The organism is Pseudomonas sp. Tul2A7 (assembly GCF_054790505.1).
Genome location: NZ_CP186499.1, coordinates 5,448,397 through 5,471,610, shown reverse-complemented (window position 1 = coordinate 5,471,610; position 23,214 = coordinate 5,448,397). Strand labels below are relative to the sequence as shown.

The following is a 23,214-nucleotide window of genomic DNA, read 5'->3' as shown; positions in this document are numbered from 1 at the left end:
GCTGCTTATTCGTATTCGAGAACGAACGGCAGAGTGGCGTTACCGGTACCTGCAGTAGCGGTGGTCTTGTCGCCGGTGGTGACGTAAGCGGCTGCGAACGACAGGGTGCCGTCGCCGCCAGTGGTGCCGTCGCCGGTCAGACTGGTCTGTACTTTGGCAGTGGCTTCAGAGCTCAGGTCGATCAACTGGCCGTTGCTGTCCAGCAGCGCGATACCTACGCCTTTGGCCGCATCAGTACCTTGCAGCTTGAGAACTTTCTTGCCATCAACCAGGCCCGAACCGCCGTTTACGGTTGGTTTGAACAGCATCGACACTTTGGTGCCGGCGTTGCAGTTCACTTTCAGGTTGAAATCGTTGGCAGCCACGCGACCAGCACCCGGGGCAGAATCGGTGCCCATGTCTTTGATCGATACGCTGCCCATGTCCACAGCGATCATCTTGTCGTTACCCGAAGCGCCATCTACCGAGCACGCGTCGTTGTTGATGACGCCGGTGAAACTGATTTGACCGCTGCCGCCCTTGACGGCTTTAGCGGCTTCTTCTTCAGCCAGTGCGCCAGTGGAGGCAGCCAGTACGGAAAGAGTGAGTACTGCGAAAGCGAACTTTTTCATGTTTATATCCGAAGTTATTGTGAAGTGCTGCATTGAAATGCCAGGCCATGTTAGGCCGGTGATAGCGATGGGTCTTTGAGATTTGTCTTAAAGCGTGGCAAGTGCGAACAAAGCGGCAATATCGGAAGTGCGTATTTATATTCTCAGTAAAGTACAGCCGACTAAATGAGACAATTCTCAAAGTCGCGCGAGCTCTATCTGATTAGTATTCGCGGACGCAGAAATTCTCAGTCAATGCAAAGTTTGTGAACGGTCTTTCTGCTTGAAAGATAATTCAGACGTTTTTGCTATTAATGGCTGATAGAAAGAGGTTCCCGGTTTGTGAACACGCTTCGTATATTGGTATTGGAAGATCACGCCTTCCAGCGCACGGCTGCGGTCAGCGCGCTTAATAGCCTGGGTTACAAAAATATCTTTCAGGCGGCTGATGGCAAAGATGCGCTGGCTGTGATCTCTCAGGCAGGGGGCGTGGACGTTGCGTTGTGTGACTTGAGCATGGCCGGGATGGATGGTTTGACCTTTTTGCGCCTGGCGAGAGAGGCCGGATTGATTCGCGCAGTGATCATCTGCAGTTCATTGCCTGAAGACTTGTTGCGCACGGTCGATCGAATTGTCACGTTGCAGGGCCTGGAATTGCTTGGCAGTGTCGCAAAGCCGTTGATGGTCGATGTACTGGCGCCATTGCTGGCGCGCTATCGGCCGCACAGCCAGGTCGATGCCAAACTGGCGGAAAGTCATCTCGATCAGCCTACGGAGAACGAAGTACTGGAAGCGATACGCCGGCAGGAATTTCGCGCGTACTTCCAGCCCAAGTTTCATCTGCGCAGTGGTGAGGTGGATGGCGCCGAGGTGCTGGTGCGCTGGCAAAGCCCCAGTCGCGGGTTGCTTTCACCGGGTATGTTTCTGCCAACGATCGAGCGTTGCGGGCTGCTCGACGAAATGTTTTTCAGCCTGCTCACGCAAGGACTGAGTCTGCAGCGTTTCGTGCAGTCCCACGGCAAGCCGTTCAAGCTCGCGTTCAATCTCGACGTGACGCAGATGGCCAACCCGAATCTCGTCGACCGGATCAAGGCGCTGTTGCGCATTCACGGCGCCTCGCCAGCCGGGCTCATATTCGAGCTGACGGAAACCGGTCTGCTGCAGATGCCCGAGATCAGCATGGAAAACATGGTGCGTCTGCGCATGCTCGGCTTCAGCCTGGCGATCGATGATTTCGGTGTCGGCTATTCTTCGCTGGAGCGACTGTGTCAGATGCCGTTCAACGAAATCAAACTCGACGCCGGTTTTGTGCAGAATTTCCAGCAGGCTCGCTACAGTGCAGTCATACACGGCGCCCTGGCCCTGGCGCGCGAGCTGGACATGCGAGTGGTCGCAGAAGGCATTGAAACCGCAGATCAGGTCCATCACCTGGCTCGACTCGGTTGCCAGTGGGGGCAGGGTTTCTTCTATGCTCGACCCATGAATTGGGCGCATCTGGTCGATTGGCGTTTTGAGGGGCAAAAATCGTCCTGGCGCCGGGCAATAGGCACGTCCGACCTTTGATCCGCACGCACGGTCTGACTTTTGGGACAAAGCCCTATTTCGTCACGTCTTCAAAACAATCATCATGTGCCGAGAAATCAATCAGATGCACCTGAATGCTTCGGTGATGCCCGGGATCTGCTGCGGTTGCCAAGTGCTGATGATCCTTCAACCCTCCTCATCATGGAGCTGCTCATGCATTGGTCAGTCGTGAATCCGTTACGCGTTGCCATCCTTGATGATCACTCGCTCATACGTCTGGCGATGAAATCGCGGCTGACGCGCGAAGCCGAGTTCAGTGTCGTGGGCGTGTACGCGAGCAGTGCGCAGTTGCTCGCTGGATTGCGCGAGGTCGAAATCGACCTGCTGATACTCGACTACAAGCTGCACGATGGCGAGTTGGACGGGCTTAATCTGATTCGTCTGCTGCGCAAGCAATATCCAGACATGCGCATCCTCGTCTCATCCTCCGAAGAGCGCCCGGCAGTAGTAAACATGGCGATCGGAGCGGGCGTCAGCGGATTCTTCGGCAAGTCCCAGCCAGTCGATGACCTGATCACGGGCATCCGCTGCGCAGCGTCCGGCCAGTTGTACCTGTCGCCGGCAATGGCCTTCGAACTTGATGTGCTGCCTGTATCGGTCGATGAGCCTGCTGGTGGCAATGATGACGGCGCGGTGCACAGCGACGATTTTCTGAGCAATCCTTTGTTGTCGCCGAAGGAGAAAGAAGTCTTGCGCTGCTGCCTCGAGGGCATGGGGGTGACGCAGATCGCTTTGAAGTTCTCGCGCAGTCGCAAAACCATCAGTGGGCAAAAACAGGCCGCTTTCAAAAAGCTTGGCATTCGTGGTGATGCAGAGCTGTTCAAGTTGCAGCACAGCCTGACAGCCGACAACCAGGGATAACTCGCTTATGTTTCATCTGTTGCGCGGTGTTTTGCTCGTCAGTGTGCTTTTCGTATTCGGTAGCGGGTCGTTGTGGGCAGCAGAGCCGCGCACTCTGCAGGTGTTCGGTCGATCGGACTGCAAGGAGGTGCAAGTCGATCTGGGCAATGAAGACTGGAGTTGGCTACGGCAGAAACGCAGCCTCGTATTGGGATCGGCGCTTCCGGATTTTCCGCCCTATGTGATGACCGCAAGCGGTACGCGTTATGAGGGGATTGCCGCCGACATTGCCTGCATTATCGGTCAGGCCCTGCATGTCGAAGTTACCGTCAAGGCATATCCCGACCGTCGCGACGCCATGGCGGCGCTTGAACGCGGCGACATCGATATGTTGGGCAGCTCCAACAGTTTCGAGTTGATCGACGGCCTCGTCACGCTCAGTAAACCTTATGTCGAAGACGTGCCGGCAATGTTCATGCGCGGCGATGATCGGCGACCGATGCCGGCCAATCTGGCCGGTTTGCGTATTGCGGTTGCCGACGATTACCTGCCATCCAGTCAGTTGCATGGGCTGTATCCCAACGCCGAATTCGTGCTTTTTCCGTCGAACGAGTTGGCACTGGCTGCGCTGGCGTTTGGCAAAGTCGATCTGTTTCTGGGCGACACGGTGTCCAGCAATTATCTGATCAACCTCAACTACTTCAACTATGTGCGCCTGCACTCTTTCGTCAAAACGCAAACCAGCGGTTTCAGCTTTGCCCTGCGCCGAGGTAATGATCAATTGTTGCGTCTGATCGACTCGGTCATCGAGTCGATGGGAGAGGGGAAGATTGCCGAAATCTCCAAGCGCTGGTCCGGTGGTGGCGGGGCACTGACACCCAAACGTATCGATCTGACACCCGGCGAAGCACGCTGGCTTGAGCAGCACCCGGTCGCGCGGTTCGTGATCAATGACGACCAGGCGCCCTTTGCGTTCTTTGATGGCGATGGCAATTTTGGCGGGATCGGCGCCGATCTGCTGGAGCTGATTCAGCGGCGCACTGGTTTGCAGATCGATGTAGAGCGCACCGACAGTTTTTCCAGCTTGAGCACGCGCCTGCTTGATGGCAGCGCCGATATCTCGTTGCTGACGCCAACCGTCTCCCGTGAAGTCGGTATGCGTTTCACCCACCCGTTCCTCGCCAGTCCCTTTGTGATCGTCACCGCCAAGGACGCAGGCGCGCCGTCAAGCCTGCAGGAGCTACGCGGCAAGCGTGTCGCCGTCCCCGAGAGTTCGGCGGAGCGTGAGCTGCTCAAGGATTATCCCGACATCGAGATTGTCGACAGTGAGACAGTGCTGGGCGCTCTGGCTGAAGTGAAGGACGGGCGAGCAGACGCGATGATTACCACGTTGCATAGTGCGCGTTACTACATCGCTCACATCTACAGCGACAGTTTGCGTATCTCCAACATCGTCGGCATGAACAAGGGTTTCCTCGCCTTCGCCGCCCGGCGTGCCGATACCGAACTGGTCAGCATTCTGAACAAGGCCCTGCTGAGCATTCCACCAGACGAGCTGGACGTGATTCTCAACCGTTGGCGCCCCATCGCTGCGTTCTCGGGCCTGTCATGGCGCGATTACAAGACGTTGATCTACCAGATCAGCGCTGGCGCATTCCTGATTATCCTCGGATCGCTGGCGTGGAATTTCTATATTCGCCGGCAGATCCGCGAACGCAGTCGGGCAGAGCGCTTGCTCGGCGATCAACTGAAGTTCATGGGGGCGCTGATCAACGGCACGCCGCATCCCATTTACGTTCGCGATCGGGAAGGTCGGCTTGTCACCTGCAATAACAATTACCTGCAGACGTTTGGCCTGTTGGAAAAGGACGTGATCGGCAAGACCGTGCTCGAAAGCGGCAAGCGCAATCGCCAGGAGGCGTTGCAATTTCACGATGACTATCTGCGCGTCATCGAGCGGGACGAACCTTACGAGGTGGATCGCACGCTGCATGTCGGTGATACGCGGCTGATCATTTATCACTGGATTCAGCCTTATCACGACACGACGGGCGAAGTCAGAGGCGTGATCTGCGGCTGGATCGACATCAGCGAACGCCGCGAACTGATCGAAGAGTTGCGTTCGGCGAAAGAGCTGGCCGATGAGTCGAGCCGCGCCAAAACCACATTCCTGGCGACCATGAGCCACGAAATCCGTACGCCGATGAGCGCCGTGATCGGCATGCTTGAACTCACACTCAAGCGCGCCGAGCAGGGCCACTTCGATCGACCGGCGATTGAAGTGGCCTACGACTCGGCCAAAGGCCTGCTGGAGCTGATCGGCGACATTCTTGATGTGGTTCGCATCGAGTCTGGGCATGTCAGTCTTTCGCCGAAACGTGCCAACCTGCGCGAACTGGTCGAATCCGTAGCGCGGGTCTTCGACGGCTTGGCCAGGCAGAAGAGTCTGGTATTGAAGCTCGATATCGACGCCACTGTCGGCTGTGACGTACTGGTTGATCCGATGCGCTTCCAGCAGGTGCTCTCGAACCTGGTGGGCAATGCCATCAAGTTTACCGATACCGGGCATGTCAGCGTCTCGATTCGCGGCCAACGCCTTGCTGACGAACGTTTGCAGGTCGACCTGAAAGTCGAGGACACCGGCATCGGCATTTCCAGTGCCGATCTGCAGAACCTGTTCCAGCCGTTTTCTCAAGCCAATCACGGCCCGTCGAACAGGGGCGGTACCGGTCTGGGATTGGCGATTTCACGTTCGCTGTGCGAGTTGATGGGCGGGCGACTGAATATAACCAGCACCTTGGGCAAGGGCACCTGCCTTGAAGTGTCGCTGTTCTTCAATATCCTCAGTCCGCTCGGCGGCAAGGTGCTGCCTGTTTCGGTTGTCCAGGACAAGCCAGTGCCGACGCTGCGGATTCTGGTAGTGGATGACCAGAGCGCCAACCGTCTGCTGCTGACGCAGCAGCTCAGCTTTCTTGGCCAGGCGGTGCGTGATGCTGCCGATGGAGCGCAGGCATTGGCGTTGTGGCGCTCGGAGCCGTTCGACATTGTGATCACGGACTGCAACATGCCGGTGATGAACGGCTATGAACTGGCCCGCACCATTCGCCAGGACGAACGCGACAGTGGTGGAGCGCCGTGTATCGTCATGGGCTTCACAGCCAACGCACAGCCGGAAGAAAAAGTGAAATGCCGAGAGGCGGGGATGGACGACTGTCTGTTCAAACCGATCAGCCTCAGCACCTTGTCGACCATGCTTGCCGGCTGGGAAAAGAATATCGAAACCGAGCCAGTTGAAAGCCCGCCTGCGGCGGGTATCAAGGAGCTGGGATCGATTCGCGAGCGTCTGACCGAGCTCACCGGAGGCGATCTCGACATGATGAAAGAACTGCTGCGCGAGGCGCTGTCGAGTTGCGAGAAGGATCTGGAGGAGCTGCATTCGCTGATACCCGAAAGCGATCCCGGTTTGTTGGCTGACCTGGCACATCGGATCAAGGGCGCAGCGCGCATCGTCGCCGAGCATCAGGTCATCGAGGCGTGTAACGACCTTGAGGCCGAGTGCGAAGCGCCGGTCATCGATCCACTGGATATCAATCGCAGCGCGTTGAAGCTTGAGCATGCACAGGCTGATCTGATCAAGAAAATCAAACGGGTCGAGCTGTAACCGTATTGGCGCAGGGCCCTGCTGACTGGCCTTGTATTGGAGGAGGACGTTAAAGATCATTTTGCAACGGGCGATACCTTGGTTAATAACCATGGAGTTTCGCGATGATCATTCGACGTCCTTTATTGATTGCCTGTCTTTGCCTGCTGGGTTTTGACACCGTCAGCGCGGCCCAGTCTGCACCGGTGAGCGGAGTGATTCGCTTCAGTGGACGGATTGTCGAGGCAAGTTGCGCGGCGAGTGGCACCCGCCATGCTTCTGTCGAGCTGCGTGATTGTCCGCAGGCGAGCACCGGTCAGATGTTCTCGGTGACCAGCGTCAGTGCGGCAGGGCGGAGTGAGCCGCCCCAGCAAGTGTTTGTGAAGATGATTGCCGATACCCACGAGCAGGAAAAATATTACGACCAGCGCCTGCTGCTCACGGACAACAAGGGCCACCCGATAATGACTGGCAATTACGTCGTGACGCTGACGCTGCCTTGATGGACTGAGAAAGAATGAGTTTGCGCCCCTTGTTTCAAGGTTACTGACAACAAGGGGCGTTAATAATGAGAATTGTCTGGTTCGTACACAACCGTCCCGCGCTTCTGGCATTGCGCCGCTCTCCACCGTTGCAAAATCCCTCCTTCCAATAACCTTGAACCAAGCCAAGCCAAGCCAAGCCAAGCCACGCCGCGCTAGCGCAGGCTTGTCGTCAAGGTGTGCTTTTCGTTCAGCGAATCCTGTGGTCATTTTGAGACAAGTCTCATATCGGACAGGTTGGCCCTTGGTTATTTTCTTGAAAGGAAGAATGGAGCTGCCAAAGGTGTCCGATGTTTCTTGAAAATAACCGAAGTCGATCCTTGCGAATACTGATCGCCGATAACGACGTGCGAAGAGGCCAGTCGATTGAACAGCAGTTCAACAAGCTGGGCTGTCTCAGCGTCGTGAACGTATGCACTTATCGTGACCTGAGAATACTGACGTATTACTGCCCCCAACGGCTCAGCCTGGTCGTCGTCAATGCCGAATTGCTCAACGAGATGGCGATGGATCCGCTCGATTTTTTTGGGGAAAACCCGCTGATTCGTCACCTGCTGATTTTCAACCCCAGTGATGATCATCAGTGGTCGAAGACCTTCTTCAACCCGCATCCGCAACGCTGGATGCGTCTGGTCTCGAAAATCAATCTGCCGCGATTGGCGGATTTTCTGATGCTGGCCGACCCGACGCTCAAGGAACTGGCGGAGCCGGCCTCATCCGATTCCACGCTTCCTTCAGGTGCAAACCGCTAGCTGTTGCGCCTTTCCGCGGTAATCCGCTTGTGCTTTGAGGTGCTATTTCCCAGCGCCTGCTGTGCTGCCCACTCGTTTGCCCCATTGTCTTGAACACACTCTAAGGTAAGGCATCATGCTGCTTCGTAAACTCAATCTCGCGCCGCGTTCGGCGCTGTGTTTTGGCTTGTTCTGTCTCATGATTATCGCGATCGGATTGATCGCCTTGCAGCAAGTCGACTTGCTCAACAAGGCAGAAACCTATGTCGAGACGACCATCGTGCCAAGCATCAAGCTGCTCGGCCAACTGGATCGCGAGTTCATCGAAATCAAGGGCAATAACGCCCGTTTGCGTAACCCTATCGAAACCCCTGAGCGCAAGGCTCAGGCCCTGGTGGACATTCAGCAATCGCGTCAGCTGATCAAAAATCATCAGCGTGCGCTCATTGATCTGCTGGCAACTGACGCTGGGCGTGAGGCCTTCGAGGCGTTCGCCAAAGCACAACAGGTCAATGATCAGGCGCAGGACCAATACCTTGAAACCGTGGCGAAAGGGCAGCTTGAAGCGGCCATTGCGCTGTCGAAGAATCAGATGCGTGCCGCCTCGGACGGCGTGCAGGTCGCGCTCAAGAAGCTGATTGCTCTCAACGAGATCGAAGCTTATGAAGCGGGCAAGCAGGCCGACAATGTCTACGAACACACGCTGTTGATCGTCAGTGTGTTCATTATCATTGCCATCGGTGCTTCCTTGGCCCTGGCAGTGTTGTACACGCGCAGCCTGACGGTGCCGATTGCAGGCTCGCTGAGGGTGGCGGAATGCATCGCCGCCAACGATTTGAGCGAAACCATCGCGCTGGATGGTTCCGATGAGGCGGCGCAGATGCTGTCGTCACTGGCGGCGATGCAAACCAGTTTGCGTGATGCGCTGATCATGATCCGTGACTCGTCCACGCAGTTGGCCGAAACCTCGGAAGCCATGCACGGCGTTACCGAAGATATTTCGCGTATCACTCAGCGTCAGAGTCATGAAATCGAAATGGCCGCCACCGCCGTGACTGAAATGAGTGCAGCGGTGGAACAGGTTGCGGACAACGCCGCATCGACCTCGCAACTGACGTCGGAATCAAGCGCCGCAGCCATTGCCGGCAAAACCCAGGTCAGCGAAACGGTCGCGGCAATCAATCTGATGGTTTCCAGCGTGCATAGCACCTCGGCAGAAGTGCAGGCGCTTTCTACGATGGCGAGCGATATCAGCAGCGTGCTGGACGTGATCCGAGAAGTCGCCGAACAAACCAATCTGCTCGCTTTGAACGCGGCCATCGAAGCAGCGCGGGCGGGGGAGGCGGGCCGTGGCTTTGCCGTGGTTGCAGATGAGGTGAGAGGGCTGGCGCAGCGTACTCAGAAATCTACCGAGGACATCGAGTCCATGGTCAGCTCCATTCAGTCGGGCACCAGCAGGGCAGTTACGTCCATGAGCCACACCCGCTCTCAGGCGGAGAGAACACTTGAGATGGCCAATATCGCCGGCGAAGTGCTGACCGACATCACTGGCTCTCTGAATCTTATCAATGAACGAAACCTGCTGATGGCGACCGCTGCCGAAGAGCAGGCTCAGGTTGCGCGTGAAGTGGATCGCAGCCTGATCAGCATTCGCGACTTGTCCTGTGAAACCGCAGAAGGTTCGAAACAGACGGCAGTTGCATCGGCGGAGCTTTCGCAATTGGCGGCCTCGCTGAATAAGTTGACCAAGGAATTCAAGCTTTAAAAAGTTAACGGGAAGCCCTGATTGCCAGGGCTTTTTCGGTCCGCGATCAATCGTATTGCGCAACGAGTGCAGGCTCATTTCTGTGTTGGCAATGCGGTTTGTGCCGTCAGCTGTTCAATGCAGTGGGCGAGTTGTTTTTCATAGCTTTCCAGCACGGCTTCAGCATCAGCTTCGCGCTCATCACGCAAGCGGAAGAAATCGTCGCGATTGAGCTGGTCCGCGACGAGCCGGATATTTTGCTCAATGATCGCGCACAGTGAGTCTTCGTCCTCTAACGCGGTGCTGGTTTGCGCCGCGCGTTGATTGTTTTCCAGTTCGGTCTTTGCCGCCTCGGCGGCCTTCGCTTGTTCCTTCGCAGTCACAAGGTCGGTTTCCAGGGCCTGCTTTTGTTCTGCCAGACGCTTGAGTTCTGCGCTCATTGACTGGATAGCATCGGCACGCTGCGTGAGCTGGACCTCCTGTTGTTGCACCACGGCCTTGAGTGGAAACAGATTGTTGAGCTCATGACCGGCGACGACAGTCATGGCGATCAGCGCCAGTGCCAGAATCGTCAGGCAGTAGATGGCGGCGTTGCTCTGGGGTCTTGCGCTATTGAGGGTATCGAGGGCTCTCACGGAATCATTTCTCCTATCAAGAGAAGTCAGTCTAATGGCAGAGTTTCGTTGTGCCTTTAAGACGAGTCTTAAATCGGTTGTTGGTTATTTGCGCTGGTAAAGGTGTTCAACTTGGCCTTTTATAGATATTCCGAATTTAGCTAGTTGGCTATAAGTCTATGAGAATTGTCTGGTTGTTGAATAAATAAACCTTTTGCTCAAGTGTTATTTATTCATTATCTTTTCGCTCCGTTTATGGTGATTTTGCTGCCGGTTAAATATTCGCGCCAACGTCGATTATTCAGTTGTTTGCATGCAACGCAGAGTCAGGGGGAGTGTTATGAAGTTATGCCATATATCAATTGTCGGGCTCTTGTACATGCTGTCGTCAAACGCAACGGCGGCGGTATGCGAATTTTATCCCGACAATTCCATGGGCAACCTCCGAGTTGTCCTTCCGGCCACGATCTCGGTGCCGCGGGACACGCCGACCGGCACGGTTATCTATGAAAGCCCAATCGTGACCCTGGGAGCCATTCCCAGTTCGTTCAGGTGCTCTGCGGTACACAATGAAGGTGTGCGCAATTCTGTGGGCACCACCCAGGCGGGCGCGCAGACTTTTCCCATTGGAAATACCGGCATCGGCTGGCAATGGGTTCGACCGCCATCGGGCAAAGCATGGAAAGGCTTTCCGGGTGACTCCGACGTCGCTGGCGGTTGGGGGTGGAATGGCACTGAGCACATCTTGCGGCTTGTAAAGACGGGTGAGATTTCCGGTAGTGCGACGATACCCTCAGGCCAATTGGGGAAATTTGTCGCTGCTGAAATCGAGCCTCTTGCATTGAATACAAGTGGCACGCGGGTGGTCTCACAGTCTTGCGAAACACCCGATGTAAAAGTTGATATGGGTAGCTATAACTTGAGCGATTTCCCGAAAAACGGTGCCTATGCCAAGGAGCAATACTTTTTTCTCAGTATGAAAAACTGTCCTGCCGGAATAAACAACTTCCGCTACTCCTTTTCGCCCACTGCGGGCAGCCCTGCGTGGGACGCTAATACTGGCATGGTAAATCTGAACAGTAGCTCCACTGCCAAAGGTTTGGCATTGCAGATGCGCTTCAGAGACGGGAAGCCACTCAAGCTGAATCAGAACTACATAACAAAAGCGCCTACATCGGAAGGCGGGAATGCATCTGTAGACTTGCAAGCGCGCTTCGTGCGCATCGAACCTTCCAATGCGCAAATGAAGGCGGGCGATGCCAATGCCGAAATTGCCTTTGTCGTTGAGTATCTATGAGGAGGCCAACAGCTTTTTCACCTCAGCCACAATCACCGCAATGTCGAAAGGCTTGGGCAGCACCACGTCAAACAGATCCGAGCGCTGCATGCCAATGTGCGCCTGCGCTCCACTCATGAGAATGATCGGCAGGTGTTTGACGGAAGGCTGGGCACGCACGGCTTCGGCGAATTCGAGGCCGTCCATGACCGGCATCATGAAGTCCGTGATGATCAGTGCTGGCCGTTCTCTCTCCAGCACTTCGAGGGCTTTCTTGCCATTGCTGGCCGTCACCGTCATGAAGCCTTCATCCTCCAGCGCAAAGCCAAGAATGTCAGCAATCAGATACTCGTCGTCGACTACCAGGATGGTGGTCATGTTATTTCAACCCGCTCGAAGACTTACGATATTGAACCAGGCAATGACTCAGATGAGACGGAAGGTTCATTTCTCAAAGCCTTTTCCAGGAACACATCTTGATCACGGATGACTACCTCGAACCGCGAAGGGTTATAGGAGCTATCACGTATCTTGAGAATGGAAAGCGTCCTGCGAAGTTCAGCGTGATTTTCAAAGAAACGCATGAGAATCAGGTTGTCGGCAATACTGGACAGGTCGGAATTCGGTGCGCTGACCTCGGAGCCGAACAGATCGCGCATTTCCCAGGAGGCGAAGACCGTAACGCCTCGGGATCGCAGCTCGTTCATCAGTGCACTGAAAAAGTCGGTGATGCGTTCCGGTGTGGTTGAAACCCGAGTCATGCCGCTGAGGCTGTCGATGAATAGGCGTTTGATACCTTTTTCATCGACCAGGCTCAGCAGGCGCGCACCGAGGGCGTCGAGCAAGCCCTCGGTGGTCGGCTGCCAGGCAATGCTCAGCGCACCGCTGTGTTCCATTTCTTCAATATCGATGCCCAGCGAATGGCCTTTGAGTCGCAGCCGTTGCGGGCTCTCATAGAAACCGAAATGCAGGCCCGGCGCTTCGGTCGTCGACTGCGCGAGAAACTTCAGACCCAGCGTGGTTTTGCCGATCCCGGAAGGCCCCATGACGAGCGTGACGCTGGAGCTGTGCAAGCCGCCACCGAGGATGTCGTCCAGCGAAACAATGCCGCTGGGAATGCGTGTCATGTCTGCGCTGTCGGGGGCCGAAGGGCGTTTGTACAGACTTTCCAGGCGCGGATAGACCACCAGGCCGTTTTCGGTGATCTCACACTCGTGAACACCGGTCAAGGCGCCGCTGCCGCGGGTCTTGCGCAGGTGAATGCGTCGCACCGATCGCGTGCCGAACAGCTCTTCGCCCATTTCGATGACGCCGTCGACCATCGTGTGTTCCGGGCTGCCGTCGTCCAGGCGCGAACTGGTGAGAAACAGCACGGTGCAACCGGCGAATGCCGCATGGCCTTGCAGTTCGGAGATGAATTTTTTCGTGTCGATCGGTGAGTCGGCCTTGGAGCGCGCGTTGAGCAAACCGTCGACGACCATGACCGTCGCTTTCTGCCGGCTGATTTCGCGCCGCAGCAATTTCACCACTTCATCGAGGCCTTCGTTTTCCAGCGTATCGAAAGCGCTGACAAACTGTATTTCGGCGCCCACTCGGGATGCGTCGAAAAAACTCATGGTCGACAGAAACTGAAACAGCCGGTCGTGGGACTCGGCCAGCAACGTGGCGACCAGAACGCGACCGCCATTGCGGGCATGATTGAAGCCGAGCTGATTGGCGAGGATGGTCTTGCCGGAACCGGGGCGGCCCTGAACGATGTACGAAGCACCCGCGACCAGACCACCCTGAAGCAGCGCGTCGAGCCCTTCGATTCCGCTTTGAAGGCGTTTTAGCTTTTCCACTTTGCGACCCTGATCTGAAAAAACAGGCTTGTTAAGCCGAATGGGTGAAATGCTAACGCCATTTCCATTTTTGGGCCATGCCGGTGGAGGGAAAGTAGCGTTGGAACATATCGTTTTGGCGTGTTCCATGCCCCCGTGACTTCTGCCAAGCCTTTCGAAAACGGTGCCCATCCAGGGCACCGTCATTAATCGAGAACTCAACCCGTTTCAAATCAAATCTTCTGGCTGCATCGTCAAAATGATTTTCCCGACGTTCCCGGAAGACTCCATCCGGCGATGCGCATCGGCCGCCCGCGCTAGCGCAAACGTGCTATCGACCACCGGCTCAAGGCTGCCGGCACCCTCGAAGCGATCAAGCCAGTGCTCGCGAAAGCGCTTGATCATGGCGTGCTTCTCCGGTTGCGTGCGCGACTTCATCACCGTGCCGATGATTTGCAGGTGGCGGTAAAGAATGTCCTCCAGCGCCACCGTGACGTTGCCGCCACCGCCGAGAATTCCCACCTGAACCAAGCGACCGCCGCGTGCAAGGGACGCGATGTTGCGGGCGAAGTAGGGCTCACCGATAAAATCGATGATCACATCGACGCCGCGACCCTGGGTTTTATCAGCGATCACCTCAGCGAAATCCTGGGTCTTGTAGTCGATCGCCACGTCTGCGCCCAAATGCTCGACACGCGCCAACTTGCTGCCTTCGGTGGTCGCATACACCGTGGCGCCGGTGGCGTAAGCCAACTGCACCGCAGCAGACCCGACGCCGCCGGCGGCCGCGTGAATCAACACCGAATCGCCAGCCTTGAGCCGAGCCAGGTGCATCATCGCTTCATGGGCCGTGACGAAGACCTCGGGAATGGCTGCCGCGTGTACATAGTCCAGCTTCGCGGGGATGTGCATGGCCATGCGGTAATCGATGCGTGCCAGCTCGGCGTAGGCACCGCCGCCGACCACGCCCATGACGCGATCTCCGACCTCGAACCCTGTCACCGCGTTACCTTTGCCGATCACTTCGCCGGCGATTTCCAGGCCGATGATCAGTGAGTCGCCGAAATTCGGATGGCCGTACCCACCGGTTCGATGCGTCAGATCCGCACGGTTCACCCCGGCGGCATAGACACGCACCAGCAGGTCGTCAGGCCGCACTTCAGGATTGGCGACTTCGACGAGTTCGAGGACGTCTGGCCCACCGAATTCTCTGATGTTGATGGCTTTCATTCAGTTGTTCTCCGTTTCGCTGAACGTGGCGTTGGCGATAGCAGACGCAGTGATGGCGCCAGGGAAGCCCACATAGAAAGCCAGGTGCGTGATCGCTGCCGCCAGTTCGTCGTGGGTCACACCGTTGCCAGCCGCCCGGCGCAAGTGAGCAGGCAACTCTTCCGAGTGACCAGCGGCAATCAATGCCGCCACGGTGATCAGGCTACGGTCGCGCGGGGACAGCGCGGGATCGCTCCAGATTTGCGGATAAAGCGTCGAGTCGACGAATTGCGACAGCTTTGGCGTGAACGCGCGCGCGGCTTCGCGAGGACTGCTGAAATTTAGCTTGGACATGGGCGAGTTCCTTAAACCTGGCTGATGAATTTGTGGGTCAGATAGTGCTCGATGCCTTCAATGCCACCTTCGGAGCCGTGACCGCTTTCTTTCATGCCGCCGAACGGGAGCTCGGTTGCGACGATGCGGTATTGGTTGATGCCGATCATCCCGGCCTCCAATCCGTCGGCGACATCAATGGCCGTGCGCGCGCTGGAGGTGAACGCGTAGGCCGAGAGTCCGTAGGGCAGGCGGTTGGCTTCTCGCAGTCCATCGGCCAGTTCATCGAACGGCATCAGTACGGCGATGGGGCCAAAGGGTTCTTCGTGCATGACGCGGGCGTTCATCGGCACATCTGCCAGAACCGTGGGTTGGAAGAAGTAGCCTTCGCCAGACAAGGCTTCACCACCGGCCAATACCCGAGCGCCTTTTTCAACGGCATCGGCGACCAGTTCTTCCATCTTTGCCAATTGCCTTGGGTTGGCCAAAGGTCCGACCTGAGTATCCGGATGCAGGCCGTCACCGATTCTCAGGGCTTGGGTCGCCGCGACAAAGTGATCGACAAAGGCTTGATAGGCACCACGCTGGATCAGAAAACGAGTGGATGAAATGCACACCTGCCCGGTGCCGCGAAAGCGGTTAGCGACGCCCTCAATGGCGGCTTTTTCAATGTCGGCATCTTCGAACACCAGCACCGGTCCGTGTCCACCCAGCTCAAGGGTGATGGGCTTCACGCCTTCGGCAGCGCGTGCAGACAGCAGGCGACCGATAGGCACCGAGCCGGTGAAGGTCACTTTGCGAATGATCGGCGAGGCGATCAGATGGCTGGACACTTGATCCGGTACGCCGAAGACCACTTGCAAAACCCCCTTGGGCAATCCTGCATCGTCGAGTGCACGCGCCAGGGCCAACGCTGTGGAGGGGCTTTCCTCACCCGGTTTGAGAATGACGCTGCAACCGGCGGCCAGTGCTGCCGAGAGTTTGCGTGCCGGGGTGATGGCCGGGAAATTCCACGGTGTGAATGCGGCCACTGGGCCGATGGCCTGGCGTTTGACCAGTTGCAGCACGCCTGGCCGGTTGGCCGGGACCACACGGCCATCGATACGCCGGGCGCTTTCGGCGAACCATTCAAAGTACTCCGCCGCACGGGTCACTTCATCCAGGCTTTCACCCAGCGGTTTGCCTTCCTCCAGGGTCATCTGCGCGGCGATCTGCGGCGCACGTTCGAGGATCAGGTCGGCGGCACGCTTGAGGATCTTGGCGCGTTGGTCAGGCACGGTCTGGCGCCATTGCTCGAAGCTCAGGCGAGTCACTTCCAAGGCGTGATCAAGATCGCCTGCGGTGGCAAGCGGGACGCGGCCGATTTCCCGGCCGGTCGCCGGGTTGACGACAGCAGCGGTATCGCGCCCTTCGGCACTGATCCATTCACCACCGATGAAAAGATAAAGCGGGTCGTAGGAGGTTTTCATGATGTGCCCTTCAGTTGGTTGTCAGAAATTCGTAAGAAACCCGGCGCCGGTTCAGGCAGCCTGTGCAACCAAGTCTATGGAAGGAGGGGGCATTGATTTAGACGGGCCAGAGGGAATCATTGTTGTCGCCAGAGGTAATATCGAGCCGCGGGCCGAACGTGTAGCATCCGGAAAAAGTGCGCGCTATCACGGGAGAGCGTCAGATCTACAGGAAGGTCGCGATGGATAAACTTTCGAACATGTCGGTGTACATAAAGGTTGTCGAGATGGGCAGTTTCACGGCCGTGGCCAATCATCTGGATTCCACCGTCGGTAACGTCTCGCGTGCTGTATCGGCGCTGGAAAACGTGCTCGACGCACGTCTGTTGCAACGCTCGACCCGACGCCTCTCGGTCACCGATGCGGGCCGACGCTTCTATGAGCGCTGCACGAAAATTCTCGCTGATCTGGAGAGTGCGGAAGCCGAAGCCAGCAATGCCGCGCTGGAACCACGAGGTACATTGCGGGTGCATTGCGTTCCTGGGCTGGCTCGACATCTGGTTACGGGGGCCGTGCTGGAGTACCGTCAGCAATTCCCGGAAGTGACCGTGGATTTATTGCTCTCGCAACGCATGCCAAACCTGTTGGAAGATCAACTGGACGTCTCGATTCTGATCGCCCGCGCGCTACCCGATTCGGCGTATGTCAGCCAGAAGATCGGTGTCAGCCATTGTGTGCTGGTGGCGTCGCCAGACTACCTGACTAGGCATGCGGCCCCGGAAACACCTGAAGATCTGCGCGATCACCAGTGTCTGTTGCTGGGCACCGTGGACTACGTGCGGGACGAGTGGCAGCTCAAGAGCAAGGCGGGGGACGCGACATTTGTCCCGACAGGGGCAAGTTTCAGCGTTAACGATATGGATGCGATGGCGCTGGCCATTCGAGAGGGCGCGGGGATTGGCTTGCTGGCCGGGTTCACGGCCATCGATGATTTGCGTTCCGGCAGGCTCGTGCGGGTTTTGCCTGACTACCATACCTATGAGCGCAACGTGTATGCCGTCTATACCTCTCGGCAGTTCGTCGATGCAAAAATCACCCGGTTTATTGAAACGCTGAAAGATCGGGTTGGCAGTCAGCTGGCAGCCACGGCCAAAGAACTTATCGATTGAAACGCTGCGGAGCAAAAAGGTATTTGCGCCTCGATGAGACCACTCTCCGAGGCGCAATGATCGGCGAACAGCTGACTTAACCCTGGCTGCAACGGCCCATGACGTTATAGGCCAGTACGTGGCGTTTGCCTTGCGAATCCTGGTAGGTCATGTGCGTCGGTACCACTGCGCAAACATCCGGCACCGGGTCTTCAGAGATGACCTTGGCGACGTCCAGGTGGGTGCCGTAGCGATATTGCTCGACCTGTTTAGTCGTTGCAGTCCCGTCCTGCGCTGCTCCCACAGAGCTGAAGCCCAAGAGTGCGACGATGATCATTGCCGTTTTCATGATGAGATTTCCTAAAGTAAGTGTGATGTTGCTGGCAGGACGAACTTTAGGCTTGAGGGTTTTGCGCAAACAGGCGTGAATCCGGGAAAGACTTTTATCAATTCCGAACACAATCGGGAGGTGTCTGACGTTAGGACGTGTTTATCTGTGAACGTCCGCTTTTCGGCCGAAAGCAGCAGCTCGCAGTGGATAGTTCGGCCAACTTGCTCCTTATTGACAGAGAAGACGCTCGTCTCGAGAGCCTGGCCGCGGAAATAGTGCCGAGTGCTCAATCCTCCAAAGCAGATAACTCAGCGTTAAATACGCCACTGCAAAATTCAATCTTCCCTCCGGCCCTTACATTTTTGCCATCCCGGCTTTTGATATCGACAGTTGCCCGTTCGATGAAATAAAGCAGTCCTCTTAGCTTAAAAATTGCTCCTCATACATTTGTATAGTCGAACGTTGAGTGGTGTGGAATATGACGATTTTCACCCTCGTCTAACGTGCATACCCTTTGAATAGGCAGTGTCGATTACTAAAACAAAAGGAGACGAGCAATGCCTATTCAGTCAGAACACGATCCGCGCTTGAAGCGTGCACTCAAGACGCGGCACATAAGCATGTTGGCGCTCGGTGGAGTCATTGGCGCAGGGTTATTTGTAGGCTCCAGCGCGGTAATCGCGTCAACGGGGCCGGGCGCTTTTATCACTTATGCCATCACCGGTCTGATCGTTGCCCTCGTGATGCGGATGCTCGGTGAAATGGCTGCTGCGCATCCATCGAAAGGCTCGTTCGTTGACTACGCTCGTATGGCTTTTGGCCGGTCGGCGGGCTACATGACGGGTTGGCTGTACTGGTATTTCTGGGTCATCGTCGTCGGCTTCGAGGCCGTTGTCGGCGGGCAGATCATCAATGGCTGGTTCCCTGACCTGCCGGTCTGGGTGATTGCCCTTGGTCTGATGGTTAGCATGACCTTGCTGAATCTGATGTCTGTGCACTCTTTCGGGGAAGCCGAATACTGGTTCGCCGGCATCAAGGTCGTGGCCATTGTGGTGTTCCTGGCAGTGGCGGGTGCCTATGTTTTCAATCTTTGGCCGGGCTCGACAGCTAGTTTCAGCAACCTTACGGATCATGGCGGTTTCCTCCCCCACGGCGTAGGGTCCTTGTTCACCGGGGTCGTGGTGGTCATCTTCTCGATGACCGGCGTGGAAGTGGCCACGCTCGCCGCGGCCGAGTCCGAAGACCCTTCGCGCAACATCCGCAAGGCCGTCAATACCGTGATGGTGCGAATCTTGGTGTTCTTCGTGCTGGCGACGTTCTTCATCGTCGTCGCACAGCCGTGGACCGACATCGTTCCAGGCAAATCCCCCTTCGTGACCACCCTTGAACACATCGGCATTCCAGGTGCGGGCGACATGCTCACCGTGGTGATTTTGGTGGCAGTTCTGTCGGTACTTAACGCCGGGCTGTACACCTCGTCACGCCTGCTGTTTGTGCTTGCTTCAAATGATGAGGCGCCGCGCTGGATCGCTGCCGTCAGCAAAAGGGGCGTGCCGGTACGTGGCGTGCTCGCCTCGACATTGGTGGGGTATGGCTGTGTGGTCATCGCAGCACTCTGGCCCGACACCGTCTTCCAGTTCCTCATCAACTCCTCCGGCACGGTGTTCCTGTTCGTCTACCTGGTTATCTGCCTGTCGCAAATCAAGCTTCGCCCCAAATGGGTGGCAGAGGGGACGCTGAAATTCGCCATGTGGGGCCATCCTTGGCTGCCGCTCTTGGTCACTGCCGCCATTATCGCCGTACTGGTCAGCATGGCTTTTGACCCGACGATGCGGATCAGCCTTGTGCAATGCCTGCTGGCGATTGCTGCGATAGCCGCCTCCTACGCTTTGTTGCGTATGTCTCGCGCACGTCGTAGCAACGCCACCGCCAAGGCCGGTCCGGCGAGCAATCTTTAACGCACACAGCTGTTTCAGATAGGCCCCATGTTCAGGGTAGGAAGCCAATAAATGTCAGCGAAATTTGATTTGACCCAGTTACCCAATCAGCCCCTCTGGTTCGAGGCCAGCGAGCATCGCGAGCGCTTGGAAAACGCAGAGCAGGCCGATGTCGTCATCATCGGCGCGGGGTACACCGGGCTGTGGACGGCGTATTACCTGCTCAAGAGTGATCCGTCCCTGCGCGTGGTGCTGTTGGAAAAACACCAGGTCGGCTTCGGCGCCTCCGGACGTAATGGCGGCTGGGCATCGGCGATTTTCCCGATTTCCCTCGACCGGGTGGCGCAGATGTACTCCCACCAGGCTGCGCTGAATCTGCAGTTCGCCATGAACGATACGGTCGATGAAATCGGTCGAGTGCTCAAGCTGGAAGGCGTCGAGGCGGACTATGCCAAGCAGGGCTTTCTCTCACTGGCCCGGAGTGCACCGCAGCTTGATCGGGTGCGGGCAACGGTCGACGCGTCGACGCGCTTTGGTCTGCCGGACCAGTGGCAGGCTCTGGATGCTGCGCAAGCCAGCGCCAGGCTCGGCGCCCAGGGTGTGTTGGGCGGTCTGTACACCGAACATTGCGCGCTGATTCACCCAGGCAAACTGGTGCGTGGTCTGGCGAAGCTGGTTGAGCGGATGGGGGCGAAGATCTATGAGGGCTCAGCCGTCACAGAGCATGCGCCAGGAATGGTGCACACAGCGAAGGGTTCGGTGAGGGCAGGATTTACCGTGCGCGCCACGGAAGCCTTCACCTCGCAACAACCCGGTTACTCGCGTTTCGTCATCCCGCTGTACTCACTGGTATTGGCTACAGAGCCCTTACCACGTGACCTGCTTGCCAGGTTAAACCTCGATCATCGCCAGGCTTTCAATGACATGCGCCACCTGCGCGTATACGCACAGGTGACGACAGAAGGGCGACTGGTGTTCGGTGGTCGCGGTGCTCCCTATCAATGGGGCTCACGGATCAGCGAGCAGGCTGATTTGGTGGACAACGTGCATAGCAAAATCCACGAGACGCTGATCGAGTTTTTCCCGGCGCTGGCGGACGCACGCATCACCCATCGTTGGGGTGGCGCACTCGGTGTTTCTCGTGACTGGTGTCCGACCGTGAGCATGGATCGCAAGAACCGCATTGCATGGGCCGGCAACTACGTTGGCGACGGCGTCGCCACCAGCAATCTGGCCGGGCGTGTCTTGCGCAATCTGATTCTGGAACAAGACGAAGACATTAACGCATTGCCTTTCGTCAATCATCGCTCGCCATCGTGGGAGCCTGAGCCACTGCGCTGGATCGGCATCAACGGTGGTCTCGCCGCCGCCTCACTGAGCGATTTCGAAGAACGCATCACCCACCGTCCATCCCGTACTGCGAAGTTGCTAGAAAAGCTGACCGGTGCGCATTAACAGGAGAAATGCTGTGACAACTTTCACGATTATCAAGGCTGCCGCCATCGAGTCGCTGCCGTTGAAACCGGCGGGCCAGCGTGCCGGAGCGGACAAAGGCGACCCACAGATAGCACTCCAGCAACTGGCACCCGAGGCAGTCGGAAACCTCGGTGTCTGGGAGTGCCAGCCAGGCGGTTGGCCGGTGGTCGATCGCCCTGACACCGAATTCACTTACATCATCTCTGGCCGCGCGGTGCTAACCGATGACGCTTCCGGTGAAGAGGTGCTGGTGACCAGCGGCGACCTGATCATCCTGCCACCTGGATGGACCGGGCGCTGGGATGTGATCGAGACGGTCAGGAAGGTCTACGCGATCTATTGATCTCCCGTTTCGCCGACGACACAAATCACTCTGCGCATTATCCAAGATTGAGAGAAAATCCATGACAAACACCATTACAAACTGGATCTCCGGCACGCTTACGCAAGCTACCAGCGGCCTGCAACAGCCGGTCTACAATCCCGCGACCGGTGTTGTAACCGGCACGGTGCAACTGGCCAGCCATGCCGACGTGGACTCCGCCGTCGCTAGCGCCCAGGCGGCGTTCCCGGCCTGGAGCAATCTGTCGCCTTTGCGTCGTTCACGAGTACTCAACAAATTCCTGGCGCTGCTCAACGAACACCGTGACGACCTGGCCCGGTTGATCACCGCCGAACACGGCAAGGTGTTTACCGACGCCCAAGGCGAAGTGATGCGCGGCATCGAGATCGTCGAGTTCGCCTGCGGCGCGCCACAATTGCTCAAGACCGACTTCACCGATCAGGTCAGTACCAATATCGACAACTGGACGCTGCGCCAACCGCTCGGCGTAGTGGCAGGTGTCACACCGTTCAACTTCCCGGTCATGGTGCCGATGTGGATGTTCCCGGTGGCATTGGCGACCGGTAACACCTTCGTGCTCAAGCCCAGTCCGATCGACCCGAGCCCGAGCCTGTTCATTGCCGAACTGCTCAAAAAAGCCGGCCTGCCGGACGGCGTCTTCAACGTTGTGCAAGGTGACAAGGAAGCGGTAAACGCGCTGCTCGAACACCCCGACGTGCAGGCGATTTCCTTCGTCGGTTCCACACCCATTGCCAACCACATCTATGAGGTCGGCGCCCGCCACGGCAAACGTGTTCAGGCTTTGGGCGGGGCCAAGAATCACTTGGTGGTGATGCCCGACGCGGATATCGACCAAGTCGTCGACGCGCTGATTGGCGCGGCCTACGGTTCAGCAGGCGAGCGCTGCATGGCAATCAGCGTTGCGGTGTTCGTGGGCGACGAAACAGCCGACAAGGTCATGCCCAAACTGATCGAACGCACCCGCACGCTGAAGGTGCTTGACGGTACCAATCTGGAAGCCGAGATGGGGCCGATCGTTACTCGCGCTGCCCACGAACGCATCACCGGCTATATCGAGCAGGGCATCAAGGAAGGCGCGACGCTATTGGTCGATGGCCGGGGTTTTAATGGTGAGGCTGCTGGCGAAGGCTGCGGCGACGGCTTCTGGATGGGCGGTACGTTGTTCGATGATGTCACCCCCTCCATGCGCATATACAAGGAGGAGATCTTTGGTCCGGTACTCGCGTGCATGCGGGTCAAGGATTTCGCTGAGGCGGTGCAACTGATCAACGACCACGAGTTCGGTAATGGTGTGAGCTGCTACACCCGTGACGGTCACATTGCCCGCGAGTTCGGCCGGCGGATCCAGGTGGGTATGGTCGGCATCAATGTGCCGATCCCGGTGCCTATGGCATGGCACGGTTTCGGCGGCTGGAAGAAGAGCCTGTTCGGCGATATGCATGCCTACGGAGAGGAGGGGGTACGCTTCTACACCCGCCAGAAGAGCATCATGCAACGCTGGCCACAGTCGATTGCCAAAGGCGCGGAGTTCGCAATGCCGACCAGCAACTGACGCATTGCGCTAGTTGAACGTCAACGGCCCCGCCC

At 57.2% G+C, this 23,214-nt stretch carries 20 protein-coding genes; 12 read left to right on the top strand and 8 right to left on the bottom strand.

What is annotated here, in order from left to right:
* Positions 1 to 5: 5 nt before the first annotated feature.
* The gene (locus ACOYXJ_RS24430; protein ID WP_034154082.1) at positions 6 to 611 is read right to left on the bottom strand and encodes a fimbrial protein; all 606 of its coding nucleotides are present in this window, start codon (positions 609 to 611) and stop codon (positions 6 to 8) included.
* Positions 612 to 932: 321 nt separating this feature from the next.
* Here ACOYXJ_RS24430 and ACOYXJ_RS24425 point away from each other — a divergent pair, with 321 nt between their 5' ends.
* From ACOYXJ_RS24425 to ACOYXJ_RS24400, 6 genes are all read left to right on the top strand, one after another.
* Positions 933 to 2,153: an EAL domain-containing response regulator gene (locus ACOYXJ_RS24425; protein ID WP_099759161.1), complete on the top strand. Its 1,221-nt coding sequence runs from the start codon at positions 933 to 935 to the stop codon at positions 2,151 to 2,153.
* A 174-nt stretch (positions 2,154 to 2,327) separates the two neighbouring features.
* A complete protein-coding gene (locus ACOYXJ_RS24420) occupies positions 2,328 to 3,035 on the top strand; it encodes a response regulator (protein WP_460373025.1) in 708 nt (235 codons plus the stop codon).
* A 7-nt stretch (positions 3,036 to 3,042) separates the two neighbouring features.
* Positions 3,043 to 6,675, top strand: coding sequence for a transporter substrate-binding domain-containing protein (locus ACOYXJ_RS24415; protein ID WP_460371988.1), 3,633 nt, complete (start codon positions 3,043 to 3,045; stop codon positions 6,673 to 6,675).
* A gap of 104 nt (positions 6,676 to 6,779) precedes the next feature.
* The gene (locus ACOYXJ_RS24410; RefSeq protein ID WP_150792840.1) at positions 6,780 to 7,157 is read left to right on the top strand and encodes a type 1 fimbrial protein; all 378 of its coding nucleotides are present in this window, start codon (positions 6,780 to 6,782) and stop codon (positions 7,155 to 7,157) included.
* Positions 7,158 to 7,486: 329 nt separating this feature from the next.
* Positions 7,487 to 7,948 (top strand): hypothetical protein, encoded by a 462-nt coding sequence (locus ACOYXJ_RS24405; RefSeq protein WP_460371985.1) that lies wholly within the window; start codon positions 7,487 to 7,489, stop codon positions 7,946 to 7,948.
* Between the two features lie 115 nt (positions 7,949 to 8,063).
* Positions 8,064 to 9,692 (top strand): methyl-accepting chemotaxis protein, encoded by a 1,629-nt coding sequence (locus ACOYXJ_RS24400; RefSeq protein ID WP_460371984.1) that lies wholly within the window; start codon positions 8,064 to 8,066, stop codon positions 9,690 to 9,692.
* Positions 9,693 to 9,766: 74 nt separating this feature from the next.
* Here ACOYXJ_RS24400 and ACOYXJ_RS24395 read toward each other — a convergent pair whose 3' ends face one another.
* Positions 9,767 to 10,306 (bottom strand): hypothetical protein, encoded by a 540-nt coding sequence (locus ACOYXJ_RS24395; RefSeq protein WP_460371982.1) that lies wholly within the window; start codon positions 10,304 to 10,306, stop codon positions 9,767 to 9,769.
* A 358-nt stretch (positions 10,307 to 10,664) separates the two neighbouring features.
* Between ACOYXJ_RS24395 and ACOYXJ_RS24390 the strand changes: the two genes are divergently transcribed.
* Positions 10,665 to 11,582, top strand: coding sequence for a fimbrial protein (locus tag ACOYXJ_RS24390; protein WP_460371980.1), 918 nt, complete (start codon positions 10,665 to 10,667; stop codon positions 11,580 to 11,582).
* Here ACOYXJ_RS24390 and ACOYXJ_RS24385 read toward each other — a convergent pair.
* From ACOYXJ_RS24385 to ACOYXJ_RS24365, 5 genes are all read right to left on the bottom strand, one after another.
* Positions 11,577 to 11,939, bottom strand: coding sequence for a response regulator (locus ACOYXJ_RS24385; RefSeq protein WP_016984513.1), 363 nt, complete (start codon positions 11,937 to 11,939; stop codon positions 11,577 to 11,579). The two genes, ACOYXJ_RS24390 and ACOYXJ_RS24385, sit on opposite strands and share 6 nt — an antisense overlap.
* A gap of 23 nt (positions 11,940 to 11,962) precedes the next feature.
* Complete coding sequence (locus tag ACOYXJ_RS24380) at positions 11,963 to 13,402, bottom strand: ATPase domain-containing protein (protein ID WP_150792836.1); 1,440 nt, start codon at positions 13,400 to 13,402, stop codon at positions 11,963 to 11,965.
* Between the two features lie 207 nt (positions 13,403 to 13,609).
* Positions 13,610 to 14,611, bottom strand: a complete 1,002-nt coding sequence (locus ACOYXJ_RS24375; protein WP_460371978.1) for an NAD(P)H-quinone oxidoreductase — start codon at positions 14,609 to 14,611, stop codon at positions 13,610 to 13,612.
* Complete coding sequence (locus ACOYXJ_RS24370; protein WP_123375272.1) at positions 14,612 to 14,944, bottom strand: carboxymuconolactone decarboxylase family protein; 333 nt, start codon at positions 14,942 to 14,944, stop codon at positions 14,612 to 14,614. It abuts the gene before it with no gap.
* An 11-nt stretch (positions 14,945 to 14,955) separates the two neighbouring features.
* Complete coding sequence (locus tag ACOYXJ_RS24365; RefSeq protein ID WP_460371975.1) at positions 14,956 to 16,392, bottom strand: NAD-dependent succinate-semialdehyde dehydrogenase; 1,437 nt, start codon at positions 16,390 to 16,392, stop codon at positions 14,956 to 14,958.
* 221 nt (positions 16,393 to 16,613) lie between these two features.
* On the opposite strand from ACOYXJ_RS24365, the gene ACOYXJ_RS24360 reads away from it, so the two are divergent.
* The gene (locus ACOYXJ_RS24360; RefSeq protein WP_460371973.1) at positions 16,614 to 17,540 is read left to right on the top strand and encodes a LysR family transcriptional regulator; all 927 of its coding nucleotides are present in this window, start codon (positions 16,614 to 16,616) and stop codon (positions 17,538 to 17,540) included.
* A gap of 76 nt (positions 17,541 to 17,616) precedes the next feature.
* On the opposite strand, the gene ACOYXJ_RS24355 is transcribed toward ACOYXJ_RS24360, so the two are convergent.
* Entirely contained in the window at positions 17,617 to 17,868 is a 252-nt protein-coding gene (locus ACOYXJ_RS24355; RefSeq protein ID WP_460371971.1) for a DUF2790 domain-containing protein, read from the bottom strand.
* Between the two features lie 539 nt (positions 17,869 to 18,407).
* Here ACOYXJ_RS24355 and ACOYXJ_RS24350 point away from each other — a divergent pair.
* The 4 genes from ACOYXJ_RS24350 to ACOYXJ_RS24335 all read left to right on the top strand — a co-directional run bounded on the left by ACOYXJ_RS24350 (position 18,408) and on the right by ACOYXJ_RS24335 (position 23,179).
* Positions 18,408 to 19,808 carry an amino acid permease gene (locus tag ACOYXJ_RS24350; RefSeq protein ID WP_150792831.1) on the top strand — a complete coding sequence of 467 codons (1,401 nt, stop codon included), beginning with the start codon at positions 18,408 to 18,410 and terminating at the stop codon, positions 19,806 to 19,808.
* Between the two features lie 51 nt (positions 19,809 to 19,859).
* Complete coding sequence (locus ACOYXJ_RS24345) at positions 19,860 to 21,242, top strand: NAD(P)/FAD-dependent oxidoreductase (RefSeq protein WP_460371969.1); 1,383 nt, start codon at positions 19,860 to 19,862, stop codon at positions 21,240 to 21,242.
* Between the two features lie 13 nt (positions 21,243 to 21,255).
* Positions 21,256 to 21,606 carry a cupin domain-containing protein gene (locus tag ACOYXJ_RS24340; protein ID WP_150792829.1) on the top strand — a complete coding sequence of 117 codons (351 nt, stop codon included), beginning with the start codon at positions 21,256 to 21,258 and terminating at the stop codon, positions 21,604 to 21,606.
* A gap of 61 nt (positions 21,607 to 21,667) precedes the next feature.
* Positions 21,668 to 23,179 (top strand): CoA-acylating methylmalonate-semialdehyde dehydrogenase, encoded by a 1,512-nt coding sequence (locus ACOYXJ_RS24335; protein ID WP_150792828.1) that lies wholly within the window; start codon positions 21,668 to 21,670, stop codon positions 23,177 to 23,179.
* Positions 23,180 to 23,214: the final 35 nt, after the last annotated feature.